Source organism: Xanthomonas sp. LMG 12462, assembly GCF_009192885.1.
In the GTDB taxonomy this organism is placed as follows: Bacteria; Pseudomonadota; Gammaproteobacteria; order Xanthomonadales; family Xanthomonadaceae; genus Xanthomonas_A; species Xanthomonas_A sontii.
Genome location: NZ_NMPP01000010.1, coordinates 1 through 25,740 on the forward strand (window position 1 = coordinate 1; position 25,740 = coordinate 25,740).

The window sequence follows — 25,740 nt, forward strand, 5'->3', positions numbered from 1 at the left end:
CTGCCAGAGGATGGCGCCCAGGTCGGGGTGCTTCCAATGCTCCGCACTGCCCGGGCCGATAAAGGGCTGGCCGAAGAAGATGCAGCGCGCCAAGCGCATCTCGAACAAGGCCTGATTGGGTCCGTCGCCTTCCACGAACAGCGGCCCTTCGTGCTCCATGAAGCGGCGGATGTGCTCCCAGGTATCGAGCAGGGGCTGCACCGCGATGGCGCTGCTGGTCAGGCCCAGGCCAAACTGGCCGACCACGCGGGTGTCGCCGGGCGCGGCCAGCACGATCATCTGCAGAGCGGTGTTGTCCTGCGCGACGGTGCCGGTGAAGGTCTTGAAGCGGACGACCTGGGCGCGCACGCAGGCCCAGTCGTAGCTGAGGATCTCGTGTTGGCCGCCCCCGCCCCAGAGCGGCCATCCGCTGAAGAGACGCGTGTTGTCCTTGAAGACATGGACCTTGCCGGCGTTGCGGTCGAACAGGGTGGGTGCGCAGCGGTAGCCGATGAGGTCGAAGCGGAGCATGAAGTAGACGAACACCGATAGGACTGAAGTGCCGACCAAGGCAGGAGTGAAGGCATTGGCATCACCAAGTGCGCTTGCAAGCATCAGGGTCAATGGCAAACCTATAGCGACGGCGCCAAAGCCAAGATACCCCACAAGCAAAGTCATCATGCTGCCGTACGCCAGCCCATGCGGAAACGCCTCGATGACCGCGCCGCCGCTGTTGGGCGATCGGCTGGCCGGTACGCTGTGTGGCGGCAAGAGCACCGCCCCGGCGCCGATGCCCCTGAACACCTCGTTGTCGTGCAGCTTGAAGAATTCGTCGCAGGCCGCCTGGCCGAGCCACTCGAGATCGGCCAAGCCCAGTGGCCGGCCCGATGCCGATGGCTTGAGTCCGGAGACAGGGTGCTTGTCGTTCTTGGTTCGGGCCATGGCCAGGGTTTATTCACGATGAGCGTGTGGAGCCCGCGGCTGACGCACTCGAAGGCAGCGGCGCAGCGGTCCGCGCTGCGCGGTCCGGCACCACATGGCGCCAAGCAGAACTGGCGTCAGAGCCAACTTTAAATTGCCTTGCATACAATAAAAATGCACTCCGACCCCTGTTTCCCCCTGTTTCCTGCAACTTGTAGAAATGTAGAAATGGAGTCAGAGCGCACTTTTTAGATCGCCGATCACGGAGAAAGTGCACTCTGACCACATTACTTTGTTTTGACCATTACTTTGCCCCATATTACTTGAAAAGTGTACTCTGACCCCTGTTTTGGTCACATGTTGTCAGATTCGCTCTTGATCGAGCCTGACCCCCATTTTTTCGGAACAGGATCAGGTTCTAAGGACCTATGCGCAAGAGCTATTTCCCAGTTCCTGCAGTATCCCTTCTCATCGGCGCAAGCGTCAAATAGCGATACCGCAAATGAGAAAGTAATAACTGCGGTTGTTAGATAGACACCGAACATGCTGAGACGCGGAGCTGCCACATCTCTGGAAACGCGGCGGAGACAAACGATGAGAAGGGCAAAGCATAGTATTGAGACCTGTGCTAGAAGTCCCTTCAGTAAAAGTTCTCCAAAGCCCCCTGGGCCGTCGCCATGAATAACGGAGACCTGTCGGAGTACAACCACCAGGAAAAGCGCGGTGATAGCTAAAATAATTCTTGATATGGCTTTCATCAGGGTCTGTCTGAAGTCTCAACACAAACCTAGCATCTGAACTAAGCCGCGCCGCGGAGAGCTGGAAAAACTGGGGTCAGAGTGAAATTCAAAGCTATCGTACACAATGAAGTGCACTCTGACCCCTATTTTCCGCTCGTTTGAACTAAGCCGCGTCGCGAGGCGAGATAGAAAAGTACACCCTGACCCCTGTTTTCGCAGCATTTCTACTCCAGAACTGGGGTCAGAGCTAACTTTAAGTGGCCTTGCATACAAGAAAAATGCACTCTGACCGCTGTTTTCGACGCGGCCAAGCGCGCTTTTAGACGTCTGGCCAAGTAGCCCAATCATTGAGGTGATGCGAAAGATTTAAGGTTTTCGAAGCCCACACCTGCCCAGCTTTGGCGCCGGCACTGAAATATGTAACTGCAATAACATAGTTTGCACCAGATTGCTTTCCAAGTTGGCCCGCCGCCAGATAGTTGTTGAGGACTTGGCGGTGAACGATTAGATACTTCCACCCATTGTTGACACGCATAACCAGCGCAAATACTACATCCGGCTGCAGCGCATTCTGGATTTGAGACAGCTTAATATTGAACTGGAATCTTGCTGAATCTTTTTGTTCGGTCGGCCTTGACGTTTTAACTTGAAGCCTCCATGCATGACCATTTTTATGATTCATAACCCAAGCATCATCACCCTGATCAATCTCGGGAATCGATACGTTATAGCCCCGATAGGCAAACTCTGACATGAGTGCAAGCTGCCCTGCAGACCCGGTATGTTGCTTTGACGGCATGAAATACCCCTCTATTTAGATTGGGCCTAACGCCTGAATTAAGCCGCGCCGCGAAACGGCGTCGGCTTGAATGAATTGTTAGGCGGCACTTTGCAATGCATAACGAACCGCCCAATAAAGAATGTACGAAAGCCCTACCAGCGAAAGGACGACGCTGGAGTAGCGCATCAGTTTGTTGGGGCGCGGTGCCGGAATTGCCTGAACAATCTCCGCCAGTCCGTCATCACTCTTGGAAGGCCATGAAACTTGATTCCATACGGTTGGCTCCTGATATAAGTACGAGATCGTGACCTGCTCTTTGGGCGCGAGAGTCGGAATCAGGATCTGAAAAGTTCCGGAGGGACTGAGTTCAAAGCTGTAGTACATTGGGGGATTGACTTGAACGCTTACGCTGGTCAAAGGTACCCCGTGTGGGACACGTACATTAGCCGCCGACTTTTTGCCGGCGTTTTGAAGCACGACGCTATGCATGTGCGTCTGCGGTGCGTTGTTGTTGGGAAAGGCTGCTACGTGACCAATATATGTCACTAAGCGCGATTTGCCCTCCAAGTAATGCTTGATGAGCGCCGCGACAATTAGCGACAAGATCGGTGCGGCGATCTTCGCTATTAGATCAATGTCCATGAACTCACTGTGCCGCCTAGCGCTTGAATTAAGCCGACCCGCGAAGCGGGTTCGGTTTGAATGAATTGTTAGGCGGCGTGCCTATCAACTCAATCCCCATTGGTGTTTGTTCTTACGTTGAGTTTCCAGCGAATAGCGCCTTGACCGGCTTGGTGCTGGTGATGGTTTTGCGGAGGAAATGGGTCATCCTTGTTGGATGTAATTTCTCTCTTGCAACCCAGGCAACGGTAAATGCCAGAGACGGGGACGTCATCGCCCGGGTCATAAATGGTGGTCCACCAAGTCTTGTTTCCATCGCTTTGAACTAGTACCGAACTGTTGATATGCCACGACATTTTTCTCTCCTTGTAGAAACATAAACAACACTGGCTAGGATACTTAGTCAGCCGCCTATCGCCTGAATTAAGCCGAGTCGCGGGGCGGGTTCGGCTTGAATGACTTGTTAGGTTGCTCCCACCTACACGTTAGCGACGAGCAACGATATCCTCTGGAAGAGCACTGCTGTAGCTGCAGCCGCTGCCCCAGTCGATTCCAAAACAGCAGAACTGGGGTCAGAGTGCACTTCTAGTGGTCCGGACATGGAAAAAATTGCACTCTGACCTCTGGTTTTCTATGAGATATCCTTGCTGTGTAATCTAGTCTAATGCTGGAAATAGCTGAGCCGCGAAGCGGCGTCGGCTTGAGCTGCTCATTTTTCAATATGTTCGATTGATTCCGCCTCGAACTCTGAGATCACCTTAGTCTCAATCCCAAGCTGGAATCTTGGTCTACCAGTAAAGGCGAACCTAGGGTTCTCCTCGGGATGGTACCTGACCGTATCAAAATCTTCATCCCTGAGGAAAATGCTGACTGATTTGCCGCCAGATCGGCGAATTGCGACAATTTTTGATGCTGGATATAGCTTATACACCCTTCCCTTGATCTGCTGCTTCCGACCAAGATAAACCTCGCCCTTCAAGCTGCTCAGGTACTCTTTGGTTTTGGGGGTAAATGCGGCAATTGTTTCGTGTCCAAGCTTCGGCGCCCCAATCGATATCGATTCGACACCCCCAGATGCGTCTACGCGATTTGCTATGTTTACTACCTCAGCGTAAATGGAACCGATGAACACTTGCTTGTCTTGATCTTTTTCTTTTTTTGCGTATTCGATCACTTTTTCCGTGTAGTACCCGATCAGTCCAGAAGCGACGTAATCTGCCAACTGCTTAAGGCTCGCCTGCACCATGGGATCCGTAAGTATTGGGATAAGCGCAAACGCATCTGAGCTACGCTTTCTCTCCCCAAGCTGAAGGGCAAGAAGTGGCCTTTCATCTTTGTTCGGAAATGCTCCCTTTTCAAGGCGCTCGTTCCGAGCAAGGTATGCTTTATGAATTATGCGTTGCATAGCCAGTAATGTTTGTGCAAGATCGTAAATGCTGACGCCGTGCTTTTTTAGGTCTTTGCCGATGAAGCGGACTGTGAATAGCCCGTTCTCGTACTTCTCTCTATCAATTGCCATGTCTCCCCCATGAGCAACTAGAACTAGTGTTAAGCAGCGCCCCATAAAATGGCGTCAGGATAGAACTTGGATCAGAACGAGCTTTCAATGAGGTCGCGAACAAGGAAGTGTAATATAACCCCCTATTATACCCCGCCACTTTTTTCAGCCATTTAACCTCCATGTCAATTTGCGAAAAATGTTAATTTCAACCTTAACGCCTGAATTAAATCACGCGACGGGGAGATGTCGGCTTGAACGATTTTCAAGTTAACGCTTTTTGCAGTGGTTCACCGTTCAACCAGATCCGATGGAAGTCCGTTCCCCAGACCATCAATGTTCTAGCACGACGTCACACTTTTTGGGGAGACAAGTGCAACCGTCGGTCGGGAGGACTCTCAGGCGAAGGCACCCTCTACGCGAGGGCGCGTCGTTGACGTACGCGCTAACTAACTCAGGGCACATCCACCACATTATTCCGCTGGGTCAGTTCCGCCACATCGCCCTCGGTGACGACACGCACCCGCCCTCCCTTGGCGCTCTTTCCACCCGGCACCACCAACCGCACCAGAGCCGTCTTCGGCTCCAAATCCCGCGGCGCCCCCAACGCAGGAAACGCCGCCCGCGCCAGTTCTCGGCCACGCGCGTCTTCCAACACCACGAACCCCGCCGGCGCATCCACATGCCCCAGGCTGTGCACGGTGACTTCGATGGCATCCGCGGTCACCCGCACATCCCCCCGCCCAATCCCCAGATCCGGCCGGAGCTCGACCGGCACCGCAGCCGGCGCGACCAACTCGAACTCCATCACCACCGTCTGCCCTGCCGGGAACTCCACATCCACCGCCCCGCTCTTCTCGAACGCGAATTCACGGGTGGCGGCCTTGCCATCGATCTTCCCGTCGCCATCGCGATCCACGCCCGCGCGCATGCGCCACTGCCCAGCCGCGACATTCCAGCCGGTCATCTGTGCGCGCTGCGCCTTGCCGCTGGTGTTGTAGCCGATGACGGTGAAGCGATCCTGCCGCGGCTTCGGCAGCAGCAGCGCCACCTGCACCGCGCCTTCGGGATCGGCGAAGCGCCAGCTGACGGTGTGGCCTGGGTAGGTCTGGTTGCGCTTGAGGGCGACGCCGCCGAGGCGGGCGCGCTGCAGGTTCACGGTCGGCGATTCGACGCGGTCGCTCCACCAATGGCCTTCGGTGTTCATGTAGAAGGTCTGCAGCTTGTCGCGGGTCTCGGCGCGGTACAGGGTTTCCAGCCAGCGCGGGTCGCCACTCTGTTCCCAGGCGACGTGGTGGGCGAAGTCCGGGGCGTCGTCGGGGTCGGCGTCGGCCGCCGCCTTGGCCAGGCTGGCGCCCCAGCTGTCGCGCTTGCCGAGCACGTCGAGGAAGTTCTCGTTGAGCAGGGACAGGCCGCCGGGCCCGGCCTTCGCAACGCGGTAGTCGATGGGCTGGAGATAGCGCGCATCGCCGGTCCAGCGGTAGGCGGCCCAGAAGGTGTGCAGGGTGTCGGGGCCGCCGCTGCCGTCGAACAGGCTGCCGCCGCGGGTCTTGCCGGTGGCCCAGTTGATCTCGTTGGGCAGCGCCCACTGGCCCTTGGCGTCGGTGTAGGCGTGGGCCAGGTAGCCGTCGGCCAGGCCGGTGACGATGCGGCGGCTGTTGGGGTCGGCGTTGTAGCCGCCCAGCAGCAGCGCCGGGTGCAGGATCGGGAACGAATAGGGTTTTTGCCACTGCCAGTTCGGTTCGCGGTAGACCTTGCGCCCGCCGAACCAGTTGCTGGCGAACAGCAGGTGGCCCTGCGGGTTGACCTGGATGATGTTGTCGAACGCCTTCACCGTGCGCATCAGCCGCTCCACCGTCAGCGGGTCGCCCCAGTTGAGGTAGAGCATTTCGCTGTTGATGTTGATGCCGTCCTCGTAGGAATGCAGTTCGTCGGTCTCGATGGTGGAGAGGCCGTCGGTGAACATGCCGTTGCGGTAGTTGGCGTCGGACAGGGAGGTGAGCGAGGCGTTGAGCTTGTCCGGATCCACGCCCATCAGGGCGACGCCGGGCCATTGCTGGGTGAGGTCGGAATCGTCGGAGATGCCGCCGCCGAAGTCGCCGTAGTCGACCTGGCGTTCGTCGATCCACCAGTTGATGTAGCGGCGCGTGGCCTTGAGGTCTTCCAGCTGCCAGAACGCCCAGCCCGGCACACCCTTGGGCGGCTGCGGCAGTTGCACCGGCAGCGGGCCCTGGTTGCCGTAGCTGATGTCGGCCCAGTACTGGCGGCCCAGCGCGTTGTCCGGGTCCACCCGCAGCAGGTCGTGGATGTCGGCATCCAGGCGCGCGTACAGGCGCTGGCGCTTGGAAGTGGTGTGTTCCTCGACCAGGAAGCCCCAGTTGTCCTTGACCTGGTTGAAGCGGTCGGCGATGTGCTCGACCTTGGCCTGCTCGCGCGGCTTGAACAGCAGGCGGATCTGCGCACCGTCCAGCGCGCGCGCGTCGAAGCCGGGCGCGGCCGAGGCGATGCTGAGCATCAGGCTGTCGTCGGTCAGGATGCGGTCGCGCAGGTCCAGCCACAGCGTGCGCGCCTGCCCGGGCGCGACCGAGACCGACACGTCGAGCATGTCGCGGCCGGGCCAGATCGGATCCTTGACGCGGAGGTTGAGCGGGATCAGGCCGTTGTGCGTGGCTGGCAGCTGCAGCGCCGGCAGGTCGATGGCGATGCCGTCCAGGCCATCGTGCATGTTCTCCCAGCCATAGGACCAACTGCGCATCAGCGGCTGCGCGGCCGGTGCGTCGCCGAGGTTGGACGGAATGAGCACGTGGACGATGGGCAGCGGCGGCGTCGCGGTCTTTTCGTCGGCACGCTTGCGCGAGGGCGCCTTGGTCGGCAGCGCGACCACGGTGCTGCGCTCGTCCGGCGGGTAGCGCCCGGCGATGTAGGCGCGCAGCGCGGCGAGGTTGGCGTAGTCCGGGGCGATGTCGCTGCGCACGGTGTAGCGCAGCGTGGCGCTGGGGTGGGCCGGCTCGGCCCCGGCGCCGACGTCGTAGGCCCAGATCTCCTGGATCGGGGTTTCCTGGGCGACGTTGGTGAAGCGCAGATGGCCGCCGCGGCGGCGCTCGAATTGGTCGACGCTGCGCACGGTGCCCTGGGCGCGCGCGAACAGCGGCGTGGGCGTCGCACCATCGGCGGCATAGGTGGCCTGGCCATAGGCGGCGCCGCGCAGTTCGATGCGGTTGAACGGTTCGTCGGGCAGGGCCAGGTCCAGCGCCTTGCCGCCTTCGACGTAGACGTTCCAGTCGGGCAACTGGAAGTAGTCGTTGCGGCCGGGCAAGCGCGAGCGGTTATAGACGCCGGGCCAGGTGGTCTCGGCGATGCCGTCGGTCGCCTTCCACATCCATTCCTTGAGGTCCTTGGCGTCGGCGAACTCGACCTTGCGGATGCGCGTGGACGGGGCATCCAGCGCCGGCGGTGCGCGGCCGTGGTCCCAGCCGAAGCGGTGCAGCCAGGCGTTGCGCGCAGCGCTGTCGCGCACGGTCTCGGCGCTGCGCGGTTCCTGCTGCCGGGCCAGCGCGGCGACGCCCGCGGCGTCGAGCATGCGGTCGTAGACGCGGATCTCGTCGAAATCGCTGCCGCGCAGGAAGTTGTAGCGGCTCTGCACCTGGTGCGGCGCCAGCACGCGTGCGGCCAGGCCGAGCTGGTCGAGCGCGGCATCGAAGTCGAGCGAGCCGCCGTCGGCGCAGGCCTGCGTGCAGTCCACGCGTGCGGCTTCCTTGCCGTCCACGTACAGGCGCACGCCGCGGGTCTCGTCCCAGGCGAAGGCCAGGTGGGTCCAGGCGCTGGGTGCGGGGAACTTGTCCAGCTTGAAGGAGACGCGGGTGCGGGCCAGGTTGGCGTCGGTCACGAAGGCATCGAAGCCGTGGCCGTTCCAGTCGATGCGCAGCCAGGCCATGTCCCAGCTGGTGTGGTCGGCGTAGCCGACGCGGAAGATCACGAACGGCGCTTCGCCCACCGGGTAGCGCGAGCGCCAGAAGAACGACAGCGTGCCGCGCTGGGTGTAGAGGTTGCCGGGAGCGTTCCAGGACAGCACACCGTCGTCGGCCCATTCGATGGCCTGCCCGGACACGCCGGTCGGTACCAGGGCGATCTTGTCGCGGAAGTTGGGTTGGGGGTCGCCATGGGCGACGTCGGCGTCCAGGCCTCTGTCGGCGGAGACGCGGAACAGCAGTTCGGGGGTGGCGGCTGCGGCGATCGCTGGCAACGCGAGGGCACAGAGCAGGGCGAGGCGGTGTGAGATGCGACCTGGGCTCTGCGATTTGGCGGCGTATGCAGTAGAGCCTTGCTTTGCCGAAGTGGATAGGAACCGCGCGTCGCGGCTGAAGCCGCTCCCACATGTGCGTTGCTGCACTGTGGGAGCGGCTTCAACTACGACGCACGATGCCGGCACATCCTGTGGCAATCGCGACGAGCCGATGGACGCAAGCAGGTGCACCGCCTTCGCCTTCAGGCGACGCCACACCCCAGGACCGATCGCCGACACACCACCGCCGGCGCCCACCGCGCTGCCGCATATTGCCTGTTTCATCTCGCTCCTTTGCGATCGGCGCGCACCGTGGCGGCGCGCGTCGATCTCCCTCCCCGGCCCGCAAGTATGCGGGCAGCGGGGCGTTGCCGATGTCGCAGCGCGGCACCGGCGAACGCAGTCTTCAGAACTTGTAACGCACCCCGATCGCGTACTGCCGGCCGGTCTCGCTGTAGGTCAGCGGCAGCTGCGCGCCGGTGGCGCTGGTCTGCACCCACTCGTAGTACGGCACGTTGGTCAGGTTCGACCCTTCCAGGCTGATGTCGATCTTCTCGTCGATCTTGTAGGTCAGCTTGGCGTCCACGACATTGGTGCCACGCATGCCGTGCATGTCGAAGCCGGTTTCCGTGGCCGGCACCTGGGTCAGGTAGCCGTCGCGGTGGGTCAGCGACACGCGGCCGCTGAAGCGCTCGCCTTCGTAGAACAGCGTGGCGTTGTACGAGTTCTTGGACAGGCCGGTGAGGTCGGTGTTGAACGACAGCGCGCCGGTGCCGGTGACGTACTGGATCTTGGACTGCACGTAGGTGTAGTTCAGCTGGGTGCCGAAGTTGGCCCACTTGCCCGGCAGGAAGCTGAAGGGCTGGATGTAGTTGAACTCGGCGCCCTTCAGCTTGCCGCCCGGGGTGTTGAGCGGCACGCTGAAGACGAAGTCGTCGGTGGCCGCCGCGCCGGTGCCGTCGAGCAGGCTGACCGGCAGGCCGCTGCTGGAGTACGGGGCGATGGTGCGCGCGGTCTGCACGAAGCTGTCGATGTCCTTGTAGAACAGCGCCAGGCCGAGCATCGCGCCTTCCTGCAGGTACCACTCGAAGCCGAGGTCGGCGGTCTTGGCGCGGATCGGATCCAGGTTCGGATTGCCGCCGCTGACCGTGCGCGCGCCGCCGGCGACGGCGACGGTCACGCCCGGGGTCAGGCTGCCCAGGCCCGGTCGCGTCATCACCTTGGCGGCGCCGAAGCGGATCAGGAAGTCCGGGGTGATCTCGGCGACCAGGTTCAGCGACGGCAGGGTGTCGTGGTAGTCGCGCTCGACCGTGGTGTTGATCAGGTTCGAGCCGACCAGGGCGTAGCCGGTGGAAGACTGGTTGGTCTTCACGTAGCGCACGCCGATGTTGCCGGAGAACGGGATCGCGCCGATGTCGAAGGCGAAGTCGCCCATCAACCAGGCGCCGCGGTCCTTCTCTTCCACGCTGCGGGTGTTGACCGCGCGCTCGGTCAGCGTCCAGGTGCCGGTGCCGCTGTAGATGCCCAGCGCATCGGCGATGCCGTTGAGGTCGGGCACCGCCCAGTTCGACGGCGTGCCCTCGATGCCCTTGAGCCCGGCCAGCGTCACCAGGTCGACCGGCACGATGCGGTTGCCGGTGGCGAAGGTCGGCACGCTGGTCTCGGACGCGCGACGGAACTCCTTGGTGTCGAAGCCGTAGTTCTTGGCCAGCACGCCGCCCTTGAGGGTGAAGTTGGTGCCCAGGTTCCACTCGAAGTTCAGCGAGCCGGTGTCGAAGCTGTTGTTGGCCGACTGCGGACGCATGCGCACTTCGGCCAGGGTCCAGCCATTGGCGGCGGTCGGGTCGATGCCGTAGTTGAACACCGGCGAGGTGTAGCTGTTGCGGTAGTCGTAGCTGTAACCGGCAACGTTGTTCTTGTCCATGATCACCGTGGTCTGGATCGGGTTCCGGTGCTTGGAACTGGAGGTGCCGATCTCGCCGGTGATCTTGAAGGTGTCGCTGAAACGGTGCTCGCCGTTGAGGGTGAGCTGCTTGAAGACCGTGTTCCACTCGTCGTGGCGGTTCTCCGAGCGGATGTCGGTGTTGTCGAAGCGGCCGTACAGCAGCGCACCGGAGGCCGGGTCGACGTAGCCGTCGCGCACGATCATGTCCGGCTTGCCGTTCTGCGAGCGGCCGCGACTGAAGCTGATCGCCTCGATGTAGTGCTCGTCGCGCTTGGCATCGATCTTCGAGTACAGGCCGTCCAGCGAGAACTCGGTGCTGTCGTTGGGCTTCCACTGCAGCGAGCCGGTCACGCCCAGGCGGTTCTGCTCGTGCTCCATCTGCGTGTAGCGCGGGATGCGCGGGCTGAACACGTTGGCGCTGTTGGCGGCGGCGAACGGCGAGGTGGGTCTGTAGCCGTTGTTGCTCGGGCCGTTGGCCCAGCGCGTGGTGCCGCTGCCTTCCTCGAGCACCTGGCGCTCGGAATAGGCCACCGACATCAGCGCACCGAAGGTGCCGTCGGCCCAGGTGTTGGCGACCAGTGCGGCGATGCGCGGATCGGCCTTCTGCGACATGCCGTTGTAGGTGGCCTGGCCGTTGGCGGCGAAGGTGAAGCCGTCGTAGTCGAACGGCCGCGCGGTGCGCAGGTCGACCGTGGCGCCCAGCGAGCCTTCCTCGACGTCGGCCGAGGCGGTCTTGCGCACCACCATCTGGGTGAACAGGTCCGAGGCGAACACGTTGAAGTCGAAGCCGCGGCCGCGGTTGGTGCCGCCGCTCTGATCACTGGCACCGACCGTGGTCAGCGCTTCCATGCCGTTGATGCGCACGCGGGTGAAGTCCGGGCCGAGGCCGCGCACGGAGATGTTGCGGCCTTCGCCGGCGTCGCGGGTGATGACCACGCCGGGGATGCGCTGCAGCGATTCGGCCAGGTTGGTGTCCGGGAACTTGCCCACGTCCTCGGCGACGATGGCGTCGACCATGCCCTTTTCGGCGCGCTTGATGTCCAGCGCCTTCTCCACGCTGGCGCGGTAACCGGTGACGACGACGGTGTCGAGCTCGGTGGTGGCATCGGCCGAGGCCGCGGCGGGCGGCGCGGACGCCGGCGCTTCCTGTGCCTGCAGGGCACCGGCCTGCAGGGCCAGGCCGATCGACAGCGCGAGCAAGGTAACCGGTGTCTTCCGGCGTTCGGTACGTGATTGCATGTCCTCCCCTCCCAAGGGTTACATGACGGCGTGGAACTGCGGGCGTTGTCGCAAATGACACCGCTGGTCAAAACCAACGTTAACAGTTGCGAAACATCCCGGCATCTTGCAGCGCAACAGAGTACCCGGCGACCCGAGGGTCTTTTCAGTCAATGAGATAGCGCAGGATCGCGACGTCGGCCAGTGCCGAAGCGCCTGCTGCCGCACAAAAATGACACCGCTAGTCACTTTTTCTGGTCGGCGTTTGCATTTCGCGGCATGCTTGGCGTCCCTTCGGCTGCCGGACCCGCTTGCCATGACCGTTTCCCGCATCGTCTGCTTCGGCGAACTGTTGCTGCGCCTGGGCGCGCCCGGCCACGAACGGCTGCTGCAGACGCCGCGGCTGCAGGTGCAGGTGGGCGGTGCCGAGGCCAACGTGGGCGTGGCGCTGGCGCATTTCGGCCACGCCGTCTCGGTGGTCAGCGTGCTGCCGGACAACCCGCTGGGCCAGGCCGCGGCCGGCGAACTGCGCCGGCATGGCGTGGACACCAGCGGGGTGCGCTTCGTGCCCGGGCGCATGGGCCTGTACTTCCTCAGCACCGGCGCCGGGCACCGCCCCAGCGAGGTCACCTACGACCGCGCCGGCTCGGCCTTCGCGCTGGATGCGGGCGACCGGCACGACTGGCCGGCGCTGCTGCGGGGCGCGCAGTGGCTGCACCTGTCCGGGGTGACCCCGGCGCTGGGCGAACGCGGCGCGGCCGCGGCGCTGGCGGCCGCGCAGGCGGCACGCGCGGCCGGGGTGCAGGTGTCGTTCGACGGCAACTACCGCCCCAAGCTATGGGAGGCCTGGAACGGCGATGCGCCGGGCATCCTGCGCCAGCTGCTGGCGCAGGCGGACGTGCTGTTCGCCGACCACCGCGACCTGGAGGTGGTGCTGGGCCACCGCTACCCGCAGGACAGCGTGCAGGCGCGGGTGGAAGCGGGCGCGCGCGACGCCTTCGCCGCGTTCCCGCAGCTGCAGGCGATGGCCTGCACCCAGCGCGTGGCGCACAGCGTGGACCGGCACAGCCTGGGCGCGATGCTGCTGCGCCGCGACGGCAGCGTCGCGCAGGCACCGGCCGAGGAGCTGAGCGGCATCGTCGACCGCATCGGCGGCGGCGACGCCTTCGCCGCCGGCGTGCTGCACGGGCTGAGCCGTGGCTGGGACGACACCGCCACGATCCGCTTCGGCCTGGCCGCCGGCTGCCTCAAGCACACGCTGCCGGGCGACGTGCTGGCGCTGAGCGAGGCCGAGGTGCAGGCGTGTGTGGGGGCGACGCGGTTCGATGTGAGGCGGTGAAGCCGGGAGTGGGGAATGGGGAGTGGGGAATCGTAGAAGCGCTGGCGCTGCGGGGTTTGCGTGCGGATTGGCGTTGCGCTGTGGCGGGGTTTTTGTCGTGGGGGTGCTGGCAATTCCAGCACCACGGCTTCGATTGTCGCGGCTGAAGCCTCTCCTACAGCAGATATCGCGGGGATGGATGAGGTCTTTGTGGGAGGGACTTCAGTCCCGACGCGATTCGGTCGGCGTGCCGCCACCGCTGCCTCGCCGTCAGCGCAAAAGAAAACGGCCGACATCGCTGCCGGCCGCATGCTCTGTCCTGGATCCGGGATCAACACGACGCCCGAATCCCCACTCCCGACTCCCCGCTCCTCAGAGCTCCACGCAATCGAACTTGACGTCGGGATCGACCTCGGCGTCGTAGTCCACGTCCTTGCGCTCGAAGCCGAACAGCTTGAGGAACTCGTGCTTGTAGCCGGCGTAGTCGGTGAGCTGGAACAGGTTCTCGGTGGTCACCTGCGGCCACAGCGCCTTGCAGGCATCCTGCACGTCGTCGCGCAGTTCCCAGTCGTCCAGGCGCAAGCGGTTCTCGTCGTCGGTGGCGGCCGGCTGGCCGTCCTCGCGGTACAGGCGTTCGCGGAACAGACGGTCGGCCTGTTCGATGGTGCCTTCGTGCAGGCCCTTTTCCTTCATGATCTTGTAGACCATGGAGATGTACAGCGGCATCACCGGGATCGCCGCGCTGGCCTGGGTCACCACCGATTTCAGCACCGCCACATTGGCCGCGCCGCCGTGTTGTTGCAGGCGCGCGTGCAGGCGCTGCGCGGTCTGGTCGAGGTCGACCTTGGCCTTGCCCAGCGCGCCGTGCCAGTAGATCGGCCAGGTGATCTCGGTGCCGATGTAGCTGAAGGCGACGGTGCGCGCGCCCGGGGCGAGCACGCCGGCGGCGTCCAGCGCGTCGATCCACAGTTCCCAGTCCTGGCCGCCCATCACGGTGACGGTGTCTTCGATCTCCTGCTCGGTGGCCGGCTCGATCGAGGCCTCGATGATGGCGTCCTTGTTGGTGTCGATGGCGGTGGCGGTGTAGGTCTGGCCGATCGGCTTGAGCGCCGAGCGCTTCACTTCGCCGGTGCCCGGCAGCTTGCGCACCGGCGAGGCCAGCGAATACACCACCAGGTCGACCTGGCCGCCCATGTCCTGCTTGATCAGTTCGATGACCTTGGCGCGCGCCTCGTCGGAGAACGCGTCGCCGTTGATCGACTTGCTGTACAGGCCGGCGGCCTTGGCCTGCTTGTCGAAGGCGGCGGCGTTGTACCAGCCGGCGGTGCCGGCCTTCTTCTCGCTGCCGGGCTTTTCGAAGAACACGCCGAGGGTGGCGGCGCCGAAGCCGAACGCGGCGGTGATGCGCGAGGCCAGGCCGTAGCCGCTGGACGCGCCGATCACCAGCACGTTCTTTGGCCCGTCGTGGCGCACGCCGCGCGCGCGCGTGGCGGCGATCTGCTCGAGCACGTTGCGCTCGCAGCCGAGCGGATGCGTGGTGGTGCAGATGAAACCGCGGACTTTCGGATGGATGATCAACGTGAATTCCTCGTCGGCACAATGCCCGCGGCATCTTAATGTCTGCGGCGGGTGTGCAGAAGTCCCGGTGTTAGCACACGGCGGGGTATGGAGCGTACTGCGGGCGTGCGCGCGCGTTCGGATGGGTCGCGTCGCGACTGAGGTCGCTCCCACAGGGGCGGCGTCGTGGCGGCGGATGTCGTGCTGGCTGGAGGGAAACAGCTGATCGGCGAGCCGCAATCGCGCCATCGGTTGTCGCGGCTGAAGCCGCTCCTGCGGCAGGCCGCGGCACGGCACGGTGGCACCGTTGTTGAAGGGGCTTCAGTCGCGACGTGCTGCCGGTGGCCGCCGCGGCGCTGCCGCTTGTGCGCGCTCAGATGATGCGCAAGGTGATCGCCTTGAGCACGGCGCGGGTGCGGTCGCGGGTGCCGAGCTTGTCGAGGATGGTGGAGACGTAGTTCTTCACCGTACCCTCGGCCAGGAACAGGCTGCGCGCGATCTCCTTGTTGGAGTAGCCGCCGGCGAGCAGGCGCAGGATCGCCACTTCGCGTTCGTTGAAGGTGTCGCGCGGTGCGTCCTCGTCGCGGTAGCGGTAGCGCGCGCGCACCGGGTCGGTGCTGACCGGCTGCAGCAGGGTCTCGCCGGCGGCCACGCGCGCGATCGCCTCGCGCAGGTCCTCCGGTGCGGCGTCCTTGAGCAGGAAGCCCTGCGCGCCGGCGGCGGTGGCGCGCAGCAGCAGATCGGATTCGTCGAAGGTGGTGAGCAGCAGCACCGGCGTGCGGTCGCCGCGCGCGCGCAACTGCTGCAGCGCCTGGATGCCGTCCATGCCGGGCATGCGGATGTCGCTGAGCACCACGTCCACCGGCGTGGCCGCCACCACGTCGAGCAAGGCCTGGCCGTCGTCGGCCTCGCAGGCGACGACGATGCCCTGGGTCTGCAACAGCGCGCGCAGGCCGGCGCGCACCAGCACCTGATCGTCGGCCAGGGCGATCCGCAGCGCGCTCACAGCGGCAGCCTCGCGCTCAGCTGCATGCCGCCGAGCGGCGTGCGGCCCAGTTCCAGGCGCCCATGCAGCGCTGCCAGACGCTCGCGCATGCCGGCGATGCCGTTGCCCTCGCGGATGCGCTCGGCGCGGTGGCCGTCGTCCTCGATGTCCAGGCACAGCTGCTGCCGCTCCTGGCCCAGGCGCACCCGCACATGCGCCGCGTCGGCATGCCGGGCGGCGTTGGTCAGCGCTTCCTGCACCAGCCGCAGCAGGGTCTCGGCCAGATGCGGATCGGTGATGCGCAGCGCCGGATCGATCTGCAGCTGCAGTTGCGGCCGCGGGAACGGCGCGGCCAGGGCACACAGCGCGGTCTCCAGGTCCACCCCGCGGTCGTCGCGCAGCGACTGCACCACTGCGCGGATGTCGGCCAGCAGTTCGCCGGACAGCCGCTCCACCGTCGCCACCTCCGGGCGTTGCGCCAGCGCCGGATCGGCCAGCAACAGGCGCAACTGGATGCGCAGGGCGGTGAGCTTGTGCCCGGCCACGTCGTGCAGTTCGCGCGCCAGGCGCAGGCGCTCGGCATCGCGGGTGCTGTCGGCGAGCAGCGCACGGGTGGCCAGCAGGTCGGCGTTGACCCGCGCCAGCGCCTCGCGCGCCAACTCGGCAGTGCGCGCGTAGTGCGCGCTGAGGCCGGCGAAGGCGTGGAAGCCGGCGTAGATCAGCGTGGTCAGCAGCGGATGCCTGATGCCGGCGGCGGACAGCGCCAGGAACGTACCCAGGTTGGCCAGCAGCGCCAGCGCCAGCACTGGGCGCGGCGGCCACTGCAGCGCCACCTGCGCGACCACCACCACCAGCAGCACCGGCGCGGTGCCGACGTGCGGCTCCAGCCAGACCAGGGCCATCGCCGCGGCTGCCTCGACCCACAGCGCGACATCGCGCCAGCGCCCGGGCAGGTAGTGCGCGCCGAGCAGCGGCAGCAGGAACAGCGCCGCCGCAGTCCAGCGCCAGGCCACCAGCGCATGCGGCGCGAACTGGAACGACCACAGCACGGTGGCCACGGTCAGCAACCCGGCCAGGCGCTTGGGTTCGATCAGATCGCGCAGGAATCGAGTCATGCGACGGATGCTGACCGCGTGCCGACGCCGCGGCAATGGGGCAGGCGCAGAAAGTGACTTCCGGCAGGCGGACGGCATGACCAGCGGCCACTGCCGCGCCACCCCGATGGCGCCACACTGCGTCCATGCCCTGCCGGGTGCCGGACGATCGGCACGCAGGACGGGCCCGGTTCATCCACCCTGCCACGCAATGCGTGGTGCACGCCGCCATGAGGAACACCGTCATGCTCCTGACCCTGCGCCATCCGGATCTGCTGTTCATGCTGCTCGGCCTGGGCTGGGGCGCCTACGAGATGCTGCTCAGCCGCCGCCGTCGCGCCGCCGATGGCGGTGCGCGCGACCAGGGCACGCTGCGCCTGCTGTGGCGCGTGCTGTACGGCGCGGTGGCGCTGGGCGCGCTGCTGTCGCTGCTCGGCGTGTGGCGCTATGCGCCGCACTTGCGCGAACCGCTGCGCTGGTTGGCCTGCGCGCTGCTGGCCGGCGGGCTGGCGCTGCGGCTGTGGTCGATCCGGGTGCTGGCGCGCTGGTTCACCGTCGACGTGACCATCCAGGAAGGCCACCGCCTGGTCCGCCACGGGCCGTACCGCTATCTGCGGCATCCCTCGTACACCGGCGCGCTGCTGGCGTTCTACGGGCTGGCGCTGGGCATGGGCAACGTGCTGTCGCTGCTGGCGATCGTGCTGCCGGTGACCTGGGCGTTCCTGCGCCGCATCCGGGTCGAGGAGGCGATGCTGACCCAGGCCTTCCCCGAGGAGTATCCCGACTACGCCGCGCACAGCTGGCGGCTGCTGCCGTGGGTGTGGTGAGGCCGCCGCGATGGCGCTGCGCGACCTGATCCTGGCCAGCCTGCACCACCTGGCGATGCTGCTGCTGATCGCCACGCTGGTGGCGGAATGGACCCTGCTGCGTGCGCCGCTGGACCGCCACCAACTGGCGCGGCTGGTCCGCGCCGACGCCGGCTACGGGCTGGCCGCGCTGCTGATCCTGGTGGTCGGTGCCCTGCGCGTGCGCTACGGGCTCAAAGGCGCGGACTACTACCTGCACAACCCCTGGTTCTGGGCCAAGCTCGGCGCCTTCGCGACGATCGGCCTGCTCTCGCTGGTGCCGACGCTGCGCCTGCTGCGCTGGCGCCGGCAGGCGCGGCTGCAGCCGACGTGGGCGCCGGACACGGCACAGGTGCGCACGCTGCAGCGGTTGATCGGGGTGGAACTGGGCCTGTTGGCGGTGCTGGTGGTGCTGGCTGCGGCGATGGCACGTTACGGTATACTATGATTGGTATTACCAATTTTGGTGGCGCGCATCGCTGCAACCATTGACGTGGTGCGATACCAGGCGCCTAATGGCCACACCATTCGCGCTCCGCCAGTTTATTGGTATGACCAATAGTCTTAAAACTGCCGCCACCGCTGCAGCCGGCCAGTCCCCTGCCCGCCTCAGCGACCGGGTCGCCGCGCAGTTGCGCACGCTGATCGCGCAACGCGGCCTGGCGGTCGACGCGCGCCTGCCCGCCGAGCGGGCCCTCGCCGCGGAACTGGGCGTCTCGCGCCCGGTGCTGCGCGAGGCCATCGCGCAACTCGCCAGCCAGGGGCTGCTGCGGGCCCGGGTGGGCGGCGGCACCTACGTGCAACGGCCGCCGACCCCGGAAGACCAGGTGGTGGCGCCGCTGCAGCCGTTCCTGCCGTTGCTGCATGCCGACCCGGAGTACCGCTTCGACGTGCTGGAAGCGCGCCATGCGCTGGAAGGCGCCACCGCCTGGCATGCGGCGCTGCGCGCCACCGACGACGACCGCGCGCGCATCGAGGCGGCCTACGAGGCGCTGCTGCAGACCCATGCGCAGGCCGATGCGGCGGCGCAGGCGCACGCCGACGCCGATTTCCACCTGGCCATCGCCGAGGCCACCCACAACCGGGTGCTGCTGCAGGTGATGCGCGGGCTGTTCGACCTGCTGCAGGCCAACATCTCGCAGAGCCGGCAACAGCTGTTCGAATCGCCGCGCATCTTCTCCGCCCTGCTCGCCCAGCACCGCGCCCTGCGCGACGCGATCCTGGCCGGCGACCCCGAACGCGCCCGCGCCGCCGCGCACGCCCACCTGGAATTCGTGCACAGCGCGCTGCGCACCCTCGACGAGGACGATGCGCGCCGCGCCCGTGCCTCGCGCCTCCCCTCCTCTCCCTGACCGCCCTGCCCCCATGATCATTTCCGCCTCCACCGACTACCGTGCCGCCGCGCAGCGCCAGCTGCCGCCGTTCCTGTTCCACTACATCGACGGCGGCGCCTATGCCGAGCACACCCTGCGCCGCAACGTGTCCGACCTGAGCGACATCGCCCTGCGCCAGCGCGTGCTGCGCGACATGTCGGCGCTGGACCTGCACACCGAGCTGTTCGGCGAACGCCTGGCCTTGCCGGTGGCGCTGGGGCCGGTGGGCCTGACCGGCATGTACGCGCGCCGCGGCGAGGTGCAGGCGGCCAGGGCGGCGGCGGCCAAGGGCGTGCCGTTCACCCTGTCCACGGTGTCGGTGTGCCCGATCGAGGAAGTGGCGCCGGCGATCGACCGGCCGATGTGGTTCCAGCTGTACGTGCTCAAGGACCGCGGCTTCATGCGCAACGCGCTGGAGCGGGCAAAGGCCGCGGGCGTCACCACCCTGGTGTTCACCGTGGACATGCCGGTGCCGGGCGCGCGCTACCGCGACGCGCATTCGGGCATGAGCGGCCCCAACGCGCCGCTGCGGCGCATGCTGCAGGCCGTCACCCATCCGCGCTGGGCCTGGGACGTGGGCCTGCGTGGGCGCCCGCACGACCTGGGCAACATCTCCACGTACCGCGGCCATCCCACCGGGCTGGCCGACTACATCGGCTGGCTCGGCGCCAACTTCGATCCGTCGATTTCGTGGAAGGACCTAGAGTGGATCCGCGAGTTCTGGACCGGGCCGATGGTGATCAAGGGCATTCTCGATCCGGACGATGCGCGCGATGCGGTGCGGTTCGGCGCCGACGGCATCGTCGTTTCCAACCATGGCGGGCGCCAGCTCGACGGCGTGCTGTCCAGCGCGCGGGCGTTGCCGGCGATCGCCGATGCGGTGAAGGGCGAGCTGAAGATCCTGGCCGACTCCGGCGTGCGCAGCGGCCTGGACGTGGTGCGCATGCTGGCGCTGGGCGCCGACACCGTGCTGCTCGGCCGCGCCTTCGTCTACGCGCTGGCCGCCGCCGGCCAGGCCGGCGTGGAGCATCTGCTGACCCTGATCGAGAAGGAGATGCAGGTGGCGATGACCCTGACCGGCGCCAAATCGATCGCGGCGATTTCGCGCGAGTCGCTGGCGCAGGTGACGCGCGAGGGAATGGTCTCGGCGTAAAGCCGGTCGCGGCGACCCTGGCGCCCCCGCGACCGACCTGCCCTAGCCGGCCTTGCGTCGTGCCGGGGCCTTGCGCGCAGCCGGCTTGGCCTTCTTGGCCGCCGCCGGTTTGGCGCGCGTCGCCTTCTTGGCCTTGCCGGCCGCACTCTTGGCCGGCTTGTCGCTCTTCTTCGCCGCGGTCTTGCGTACCGGCACGCGCTCGTCCTGTCTGGCCGGCGTGCGCTTCTTGGCGTCCAGGCTCTTCTGCAGCAGCGACATGAAATCGACCACGTTGGTGGTGGCGTCCTCGCGCTGCGGCGCCTCGGCATCCTCGTCGACCTGGGTGGTGCCCTCCTGCGCCTTGATCCGTTTCTGGATCACCGCGTGCAGTCGCTCGCGGAACTCGTCGTGGTAGGCATCGGGGTCCCAGCGCCCGGACATCGAGTCGATCAGCTGCGCCGCCATCTCGGTTTCCTTGGCGCCGATCCGGTAGTCGGCGGCCTTGCCGCTGGGCAGCGTGTAGTCGTCCAGGTCGACCAGTTCCTGCGGGTAGCGCAGCAGGATCAGCACCAGCGCATCCTGCAGCGGCATCACCGCCGACAGATACTCGCGGGTGCGGATCACCACCCGCGCGATGCCGACCTTGCCGGTACTGCGCAGGGTCTCGCGCAGCAGCACGTAGCCCTTCTCGGCCTTCTTGCCCGGCACCAGCACGTAGGGCTTTTCGAAATAGCGCAGGTCGATCTCGGCGGCGTCGACGAAGGCCTCCACTTCCACCGTCTCGTGGCTTTCCGGTGCGGCCGAGGCGATGTCCTGCTGCTCGACCACCACGTAGTTGCCCTTGCTGTACTCGTAGGCCTTGACGATGTCCTTCCACGGCACTTCCTCGCCGGTGTCGGCGTTGACCCGCTCGAAGCGGATCGGGCGCTTGTCGCGCGCGTCGAGCATGCGGAAGTGCAGGTCGATCCGGCGTTCGCCGGACATCAGCGACACCGGCACGTTGAGCAAGCCGAAGGACAGCGTGCCGGTCCAGATCGGGCGCGGCATCAGTGCGCCTCCACGCCGGCGGCCTGCGCCGGCAGATGATCCAGCGCCTGCCAGGCATCCTCGATCACCTGCCGCGCCTGGGTCCAGTCCAGCCGCGAGTCGCCACGCATCAGGTCCCAGTGCGCGGCCAGTTCGTCCTCGGTCTCGGCGACGGACCCGCGCGGCCAGCCGCGGGCATGGGTCTGCAGGGCGAAGGCGTAGGCCGGGCACAGGTCGCGCCACGGGGTGCGGTGGCGGGCGCGGCGCTGGCGGTAGTCGGCCAGGCTGTAGCGGCGGTAGTCCGGTGCGTCGTGCGGACGCAGTACCGCACCACGGCGGCGCGGCGGCTTAGCGCTCGGCAAGGGATCCAGATGGGCGTTGAACAGCAGCGGGTCGGGGCGGTCGCTGGGGCGCATGGCAGGGCTCCGGGCGGCAACGGCGGCGGGGGGACGCGCAGCAGTAGCGCTGCCGCCGTTAGCGACCCGTGACCGATCCGTGGAGGATGCGCGATTCGCAATGGCTTCACCGCGCCGGCGGTGAACTGGACCTCCGCCATTCCCTGGAGGAACAGGACATGTCCACGCCCACCGATCCGCTGCGCCAGGCCGCTCCCGTCCCCGGCGAACAGCGCGGCAAGCGCCAGACGCAGGACCGCGAAGACCGCGGCGCCGGCGACCGCCCCGAGACCATCGTCGAACACGAACCGCGCACCGGCGAGAACCGCCCTGCCCCGCAGGACACGCCGGCGCACTCCACGCCGGACACCGCGCACGGACGGCATGCCGACGCCAACCAGGACGAAGCCCTGGAAGAGACCTTCCCCGCCAGCGATCCGGTGTCGCCGTTCGTGCCGGCGAAGGCGCCGAAGGCGTCGTAGCGCATCGAAGTCTGACGTCCTACCAGCATGGGTGTGGAAGTGACTTCAGGGCACCTCAAAAGATGTCGACTGCAACATCAGCCGCGACGAGCGACATCATCGGCGCGTCCGACTGCACTGCAGTCGGGACTGAAGTCCCTCCCACAAGGAGGGGCGGAGGGCAGCGCTTCCGCTTCCATCGACACGATCGGAAACACGGTGCAGAGAAACGCGCTGCACCGCGTGCCTTCCGCCACTACACCTTCCCCGCCGCCTCCAGCGCGGCGTATTCGCTGTCGCTGAACAGCCGCGAGCGCACCAGGAAGCGCACGCCCTCGCCGTTCTCCAGGGAGAACATGCCGCCGCGGCCGGGCACGACGTCGATGATCAACTGGGTGTGCTTCCAGTAGGCGAACTGCGACGGGCTGATGTAGAACGGCGCCTCGCCGATCTCGCCCAGCAGCACGTCGCGGTCGCCGACGATGAAGTCGTCCTGCGGGTAGCACATCGGCGAGGAACCATCGCAGCAGCCGCCCGACTGGTGGAACAGCAGCGCGCCGTGCCGCGCCCGCAGCTTGGCGATCAGCTGCAGGGCCGGCAGCGTCGCCAGCACCTGCGGCGGCAGCGCGTCGGCGGGCGCGGACGCGTCCATCAGGCGGCCATGTCCAGGACGATGCGGCCTTCGATCTTGCCGGCGTGCATGCGCGCGAACACGTCGTTGACGTTGTCCAGGGTGTCGGTGGCCACGGTCGCGGCGACCTTGCCCTGCTCGGCGAATTCCAGCGATTCCTGCAGGTCCAGGCGCGTGCCGACGATCGAGCCGCGCACGGTCACGCCGTTGAGCACCATGCCGAAGATGTCCAGCGGGAACTGGCCCGGCGGCAACCCGTTGAGCGAGACGGTGCCGCCGCGACGGACCATGCCGATGGCCTGCTCGAACGCCTTCGGCGAGACTGCGGTGACCAGCGCACCATGCGCACCGCCGATTTCCTTCTTCAGGTACGCGACCGGATCGGTGGTGCGCGCATTCACCGTCACCGTCGCGCCCAGGCGCGTGGCCAGCGCCAGCTTGGCGTCGTCCACGTCCACCGCGGCCACGTTCAGGCCCATCGCCTTGGCGTACTGCACCGCCATGTGGCCGAGACCGCCGATGCCGGAGATCACCACCCAGTTGCCGGGCTTGGTGTCGGTGACCTTCAGGCCCTTGTACACGGTGACGCCGGCGCACAGGATCGGCGCGATCTCGACGAAGCCGATGTTCTTCGGCAGGTGGCCGACGTAGTTGGCATTGGCCAGCGCGTACTCGGCGAAGCCGCCGTTGACCGAGTAGCCGGTGTTCTGCTGCGCCTCGCACAGGGTTTCCCAGCCGCCCAGGCAATGCTCGCAATGGCCGCAGGCCGAGTACAGCCACGGAATGCCGACGCGATCGCCTTCCCTGAGGTGGTCCACGCCGGCACCGACCGCCACCACATGGCCCACGCCCTCGTGGCCGGGGATGAACGGCGGGTTCGGTTTCACCGGCCAGTCGCCCTCGGCCGCATGCAGGTCGGTATGGCACACGCCGCAGGCTTCGATCTTGACTAGGATGTCGCCGGCCTGCGGCCGCGGCACCGTCACTTCCTCGATCACCAATGGCTTGCCGAACTCACGCACCACGGCGGCTTTCATCGTCTTGTCCATCGCAACGCTCCTGAGAAAAACGGGTACTGTCACCATCGCGCGACCGGCGACGGAGTGCCTTGATCCAGATCAGTTCGCAGGCGGACGACGGCACGCCGGCAGCGTGCCGCCGCCCTGCCCGGCGGGTCAGAAGAAGCCCAGCGCCTTCGGCGAGTAGCTGACCAGCAGGTTCTTGGTCTGCTGGTAGTGGTCGAGCATCATCTTGTGGTTCTCGCGGCCGATGCCCGACTGCTTGTAGCCGCCGAACGCGGCATGCGCCGGATAGGCGTGGTAGCAGTTGGTCCACACCCGCCCGGCCTGGATCGCGCGGCCCATGCGGTACAGCCGCGCGGCATCGCGGCTCCACACGCCGGCGCCCAGCCCGTACAGCGTGTCGTTGGCGATCGCCAGCGCGTCCGCCTCGTCCTTGAAGGTGGTCACCGACACCACCGGGCCGAAGATCTCCTCCTGGAACACGCGCATCTTGTTGTGGCCCTTGAACACCGTCGGCTTGACGTAGAAGCCGCCGGCCAGCTCGCCATCCAGCGCGTTGCGTTCGCCGCCGATCAGCACCTCGGCGCCTTCCTGCTTGCCGATGTCGATGTAGGACAGGATCTTCTCCAACTGCTCGCTGGAGGCCTGTGCGCCGACCATGGTATTGGGATCGAGCGGATTGCCCTGCTTGATCGCCGCCACCCGCTTGAGCACCTTCTCCATGAAGCGCTCGTAGATCGATTCCTGGATCAGCGCGCGCGACGGGCAGGTGCACACCTCGCCCTGATTGAAGGCGAACAGCACGAAGCCTTCCACCGCCTTGTCGAGGAAATCGTCGTCCTCGGCCATCACGTCGGCGAAGAAGATGTTGGGCGACTTGCCACCCAGTTCCAGCGTCACCGGGATCAGGTTCTGGCTGGCGTACTGCATGATCAGCCGGCCGGTGGTGGTCTCGCCGGTGAAGGCGATCTTGGCGATGCGCGGATTGCTGGCCAGCGGCTTGCCCGCCTCCAGGCCGAAGCCGTTGACCACGTTGAGCACGCCCGGCGGCAACAGGTCGCCGATCACCTCCATCAGCACCAGGATCGAGGCCGGGGTCTGCTCGGCCGGCTTCATCACCACGCAGTTGCCGGCGGCCAGCGCTGGCGCAAGCTTCCAGCACGCCATCAGCAGCGGGAAGTTCCACGGAATGATCTGGCCGACCACGCCGAGCGGCTCGTGGAAGTGGTAGGCGATGGTGTCGTGGTCGATCTCGGAGATGCCGCCTTCCTGCGCGCGCACCGCACCGGCGAAATAGCGGAAGTGGTCCACGCACAGCGGCACGTCGGCGTTGAGCGTCTCGCGCACCGGCTTGCCGTTGTCCCAGGTCTCGGCATAGGCCAGCAGCTCCAGGTTCTGCTCGATGCGGTCGGCGATCTTCAGCAGCACGTTGCTGCGCTCGGTGCTGGAGCTCTTGCCCCAGGCGTCCTTGGCGGCGTGCGCGGCGTCCAGCGCCGCCTCGATATCCTCGGCGTTGGAGCGCGCCACCGCGGTGAATACCTTGCCGGTGATCGGCGTGCTGTTGTCGAAATACTGCCCGCTCTTCGGCTCCACCCACTTGCCGCCGATGAAGTTGCCGTAGCGCGACTTGAAGATGGACTGCGGATCGGTGGCATGCGGCTTGGCGGTGCTGACGGCGTTCATGGTGTTCTCCTTCGGCGGTCGAGAAGGACAGGGCAGGCCCGTCCGGGTAGCTGCACATGCGCAAGTCCGATGCCAGGTTTTGCGTGCTGCGCCGCGTCACCCGGTCGCACCGCGACACACCGACGCACCCCCTGCGGTTTTGCTGCGTCGCGTCACGTCTGTCGATTGCGCCGCGCCTGCGGATGTGCTGTTTATCGGAACACCCGTATCACCAGGTGTCGCAATCTGCGACA

At 65.9% G+C, this 25,740-nt stretch carries 20 protein-coding genes; 6 read left to right on the forward strand and 14 right to left on the reverse strand.

The features are described 5' to 3' along the window. The 6 genes from CEK69_RS03230 to CEK69_RS03260 all read right to left on the reverse strand — a co-directional run. Positions 1–921 (reverse strand): DUF6708 domain-containing protein (locus tag CEK69_RS03230; protein ID WP_152243813.1); only part of this gene is annotated, 921 nt, incomplete at its 3' end. A gap of 1,038 nt (positions 922–1,959) precedes the next feature. Continuing rightward, positions 1,960–2,394: a hypothetical protein gene (locus CEK69_RS03235; protein WP_152243815.1), complete on the reverse strand. Its 435-nt coding sequence runs from the start codon at positions 2,392–2,394 to the stop codon at positions 1,960–1,962. 123 nt (positions 2,395–2,517) lie between these two features. Beyond that, entirely contained in the window at positions 2,518–3,063 is a 546-nt protein-coding gene (locus CEK69_RS03240) for a hypothetical protein (protein WP_152243817.1), read from the reverse strand. A gap of 688 nt (positions 3,064–3,751) precedes the next feature. After that, complete coding sequence (locus CEK69_RS03250) at positions 3,752–4,561, reverse strand: hypothetical protein (protein ID WP_152243821.1); 810 nt, start codon at positions 4,559–4,561, stop codon at positions 3,752–3,754. 433 nt (positions 4,562–4,994) lie between these two features. Next, on the reverse strand, positions 4,995–8,783 hold the full coding sequence (locus tag CEK69_RS03255) for a LamG-like jellyroll fold domain-containing protein (RefSeq protein ID WP_152243823.1): 3,789 nt from the start codon (positions 8,781–8,783) through the stop codon (positions 4,995–4,997). A 445-nt stretch (positions 8,784–9,228) separates the two neighbouring features. Next, on the reverse strand, positions 9,229–12,006 hold the full coding sequence (locus CEK69_RS03260) for a TonB-dependent receptor (RefSeq protein WP_193313879.1): 2,778 nt from the start codon (positions 12,004–12,006) through the stop codon (positions 9,229–9,231). A 295-nt stretch (positions 12,007–12,301) separates the two neighbouring features. On the opposite strand from CEK69_RS03260, the gene CEK69_RS03265 reads away from it, so the two are divergent. Continuing rightward, positions 12,302–13,324: a sugar kinase gene (locus tag CEK69_RS03265; protein ID WP_152243825.1), complete on the forward strand. Its 1,023-nt coding sequence runs from the start codon at positions 12,302–12,304 to the stop codon at positions 13,322–13,324. A gap of 351 nt (positions 13,325–13,675) precedes the next feature. On the opposite strand, the gene fabV is transcribed toward CEK69_RS03265, so the two are convergent. The 3 genes from fabV to CEK69_RS03280 all read right to left on the reverse strand — a co-directional run bounded on the left by fabV (position 13,676) and on the right by CEK69_RS03280 (position 16,960). Then, entirely contained in the window at positions 13,676–14,881 is a 1,206-nt protein-coding gene (fabV, locus tag CEK69_RS03270) for an enoyl-ACP reductase FabV (RefSeq protein WP_017910061.1), read from the reverse strand. A gap of 352 nt (positions 14,882–15,233) precedes the next feature. Further along, on the reverse strand, positions 15,234–15,866 hold the full coding sequence (locus tag CEK69_RS03275) for a response regulator transcription factor (protein ID WP_017910062.1): 633 nt from the start codon (positions 15,864–15,866) through the stop codon (positions 15,234–15,236). After that, entirely contained in the window at positions 15,863–16,960 is a 1,098-nt protein-coding gene (locus tag CEK69_RS03280) for a histidine kinase (RefSeq protein ID WP_152243827.1), read from the reverse strand. Before CEK69_RS03280 ends, CEK69_RS03275 begins: the two co-directional genes overlap by 4 nt. A 224-nt stretch (positions 16,961–17,184) precedes the next feature. Here CEK69_RS03280 and CEK69_RS03285 point away from each other — a divergent pair, with 224 nt between their 5' ends. From CEK69_RS03285 to lldD, 4 genes are all read left to right on the forward strand, one after another. Further along, positions 17,185–17,766, forward strand: a complete 582-nt coding sequence (locus tag CEK69_RS03285) for a PEMT/PEM2 methyltransferase family protein (RefSeq protein WP_051067643.1) — start codon at positions 17,185–17,187, stop codon at positions 17,764–17,766. A 10-nt stretch (positions 17,767–17,776) separates the two neighbouring features. Beyond that, on the forward strand, positions 17,777–18,232 hold the full coding sequence (locus CEK69_RS03290; RefSeq protein ID WP_152243829.1) for a DUF2214 family protein: 456 nt from the start codon (positions 17,777–17,779) through the stop codon (positions 18,230–18,232). Between the two features lie 103 nt (positions 18,233–18,335). After that, a complete protein-coding gene (gene lldR / locus CEK69_RS03295) occupies positions 18,336–19,136 on the forward strand; it encodes a transcriptional regulator LldR (RefSeq protein WP_152243831.1) in 801 nt (266 codons plus the stop codon). Between the two features lie 13 nt (positions 19,137–19,149). Beyond that, the gene (lldD, locus tag CEK69_RS03300; protein WP_017914599.1) at positions 19,150–20,310 is read left to right on the forward strand and encodes an FMN-dependent L-lactate dehydrogenase LldD; all 1,161 of its coding nucleotides are present in this window, start codon (positions 19,150–19,152) and stop codon (positions 20,308–20,310) included. 42 nt (positions 20,311–20,352) lie between these two features. On the opposite strand, the gene CEK69_RS03305 is transcribed toward lldD, so the two are convergent. Then, the gene (locus CEK69_RS03305; RefSeq protein WP_152243833.1) at positions 20,353–21,336 is read right to left on the reverse strand and encodes a Ku protein; all 984 of its coding nucleotides are present in this window, start codon (positions 21,334–21,336) and stop codon (positions 20,353–20,355) included. Then, positions 21,336–21,731, reverse strand: a complete 396-nt coding sequence (locus tag CEK69_RS03310; protein ID WP_152243835.1) for a hypothetical protein — start codon at positions 21,729–21,731, stop codon at positions 21,336–21,338. Before CEK69_RS03310 ends, CEK69_RS03305 begins: the two co-directional genes overlap by 1 nt. A gap of 158 nt (positions 21,732–21,889) precedes the next feature. On the opposite strand from CEK69_RS03310, the gene CEK69_RS03315 reads away from it, so the two are divergent. Then, a complete protein-coding gene (locus CEK69_RS03315; protein ID WP_193313880.1) occupies positions 21,890–22,192 on the forward strand; it encodes a hypothetical protein in 303 nt (100 codons plus the stop codon). A 235-nt stretch (positions 22,193–22,427) separates the two neighbouring features. Here the strand turns inward: CEK69_RS03315 and CEK69_RS03320 are convergent, their stop codons facing one another. From CEK69_RS03320 to adh, 3 genes are all read right to left on the reverse strand, one after another. Further along, complete coding sequence (locus CEK69_RS03320; protein ID WP_152236786.1) at positions 22,428–22,823, reverse strand: DUF779 domain-containing protein; 396 nt, start codon at positions 22,821–22,823, stop codon at positions 22,428–22,430. Continuing rightward, positions 22,823–23,851: an alcohol dehydrogenase AdhP gene (gene adhP / locus CEK69_RS03325; RefSeq protein ID WP_152243839.1), complete on the reverse strand. Its 1,029-nt coding sequence runs from the start codon at positions 23,849–23,851 to the stop codon at positions 22,823–22,825. Before adhP ends, CEK69_RS03320 begins: the two co-directional genes overlap by 1 nt. A 126-nt stretch (positions 23,852–23,977) precedes the next feature. Further along, a complete protein-coding gene (gene adh / locus CEK69_RS03330; RefSeq protein WP_017914593.1) occupies positions 23,978–25,507 on the reverse strand; it encodes an aldehyde dehydrogenase in 1,530 nt (509 codons plus the stop codon). Between the last annotated feature and the right edge of the window lie 233 nt (positions 25,508–25,740).

What these genes read in the sequence shown, in the direction of transcription:
- CEK69_RS03235 (WP_152243815.1), bottom strand. Translation starts at nt 2,394, where the DNA reads ATGTCAGAGTTTGCCTATCGGGGCTATAACGTATCGATTCCCGAGATT.
- CEK69_RS03240 (WP_152243817.1), bottom strand. Translation starts at nt 3,063, where the DNA reads ATGGACATTGATCTAATAGCGAAGATCGCCGCACCGATCTTGTCGCTA.
- CEK69_RS03250 (WP_152243821.1), bottom strand. Translation starts at nt 4,561, where the DNA reads ATGGCAATTGATAGAGAGAAGTACGAGAACGGGCTATTCACAGTCCGC.
- CEK69_RS03260 (WP_193313879.1), bottom strand. Translation starts at nt 12,006, where the DNA reads ATGCAATCACGTACCGAACGCCGGAAGACACCGGTTACCTTGCTCGCG.
- CEK69_RS03265 (WP_152243825.1), top strand. Translation starts at nt 12,302, where the DNA reads ATGACCGTTTCCCGCATCGTCTGCTTCGGCGAACTGTTGCTGCGCCTG.
- CEK69_RS03280 (WP_152243827.1), bottom strand. Translation starts at nt 16,960, where the DNA reads ATGACTCGATTCCTGCGCGATCTGATCGAACCCAAGCGCCTGGCCGGG.
- CEK69_RS03285 (WP_051067643.1), top strand. Translation starts at nt 17,185, where the DNA reads ATGCTCCTGACCCTGCGCCATCCGGATCTGCTGTTCATGCTGCTCGGC.
- CEK69_RS03290 (WP_152243829.1), top strand. Translation starts at nt 17,777, where the DNA reads ATGGCGCTGCGCGACCTGATCCTGGCCAGCCTGCACCACCTGGCGATG.
- lldR (WP_152243831.1), top strand. Translation starts at nt 18,336, where the DNA reads ATGACCAATAGTCTTAAAACTGCCGCCACCGCTGCAGCCGGCCAGTCC.
- lldD (WP_017914599.1), top strand. Translation starts at nt 19,150, where the DNA reads ATGATCATTTCCGCCTCCACCGACTACCGTGCCGCCGCGCAGCGCCAG.
- CEK69_RS03305 (WP_152243833.1), bottom strand. Translation starts at nt 21,336, where the DNA reads ATGCCGCGCCCGATCTGGACCGGCACGCTGTCCTTCGGCTTGCTCAAC.
- CEK69_RS03310 (WP_152243835.1), bottom strand. Translation starts at nt 21,731, where the DNA reads ATGCGCCCCAGCGACCGCCCCGACCCGCTGCTGTTCAACGCCCATCTG.
- CEK69_RS03315 (WP_193313880.1), top strand. Translation starts at nt 21,890, where the DNA reads ATGTCCACGCCCACCGATCCGCTGCGCCAGGCCGCTCCCGTCCCCGGC.
- CEK69_RS03320 (WP_152236786.1), bottom strand. Translation starts at nt 22,823, where the DNA reads ATGGACGCGTCCGCGCCCGCCGACGCGCTGCCGCCGCAGGTGCTGGCG.
- adhP (WP_152243839.1), bottom strand. Translation starts at nt 23,851, where the DNA reads ATGGACAAGACGATGAAAGCCGCCGTGGTGCGTGAGTTCGGCAAGCCA.
- adh (WP_017914593.1), bottom strand. Translation starts at nt 25,507, where the DNA reads ATGAACGCCGTCAGCACCGCCAAGCCGCATGCCACCGATCCGCAGTCC.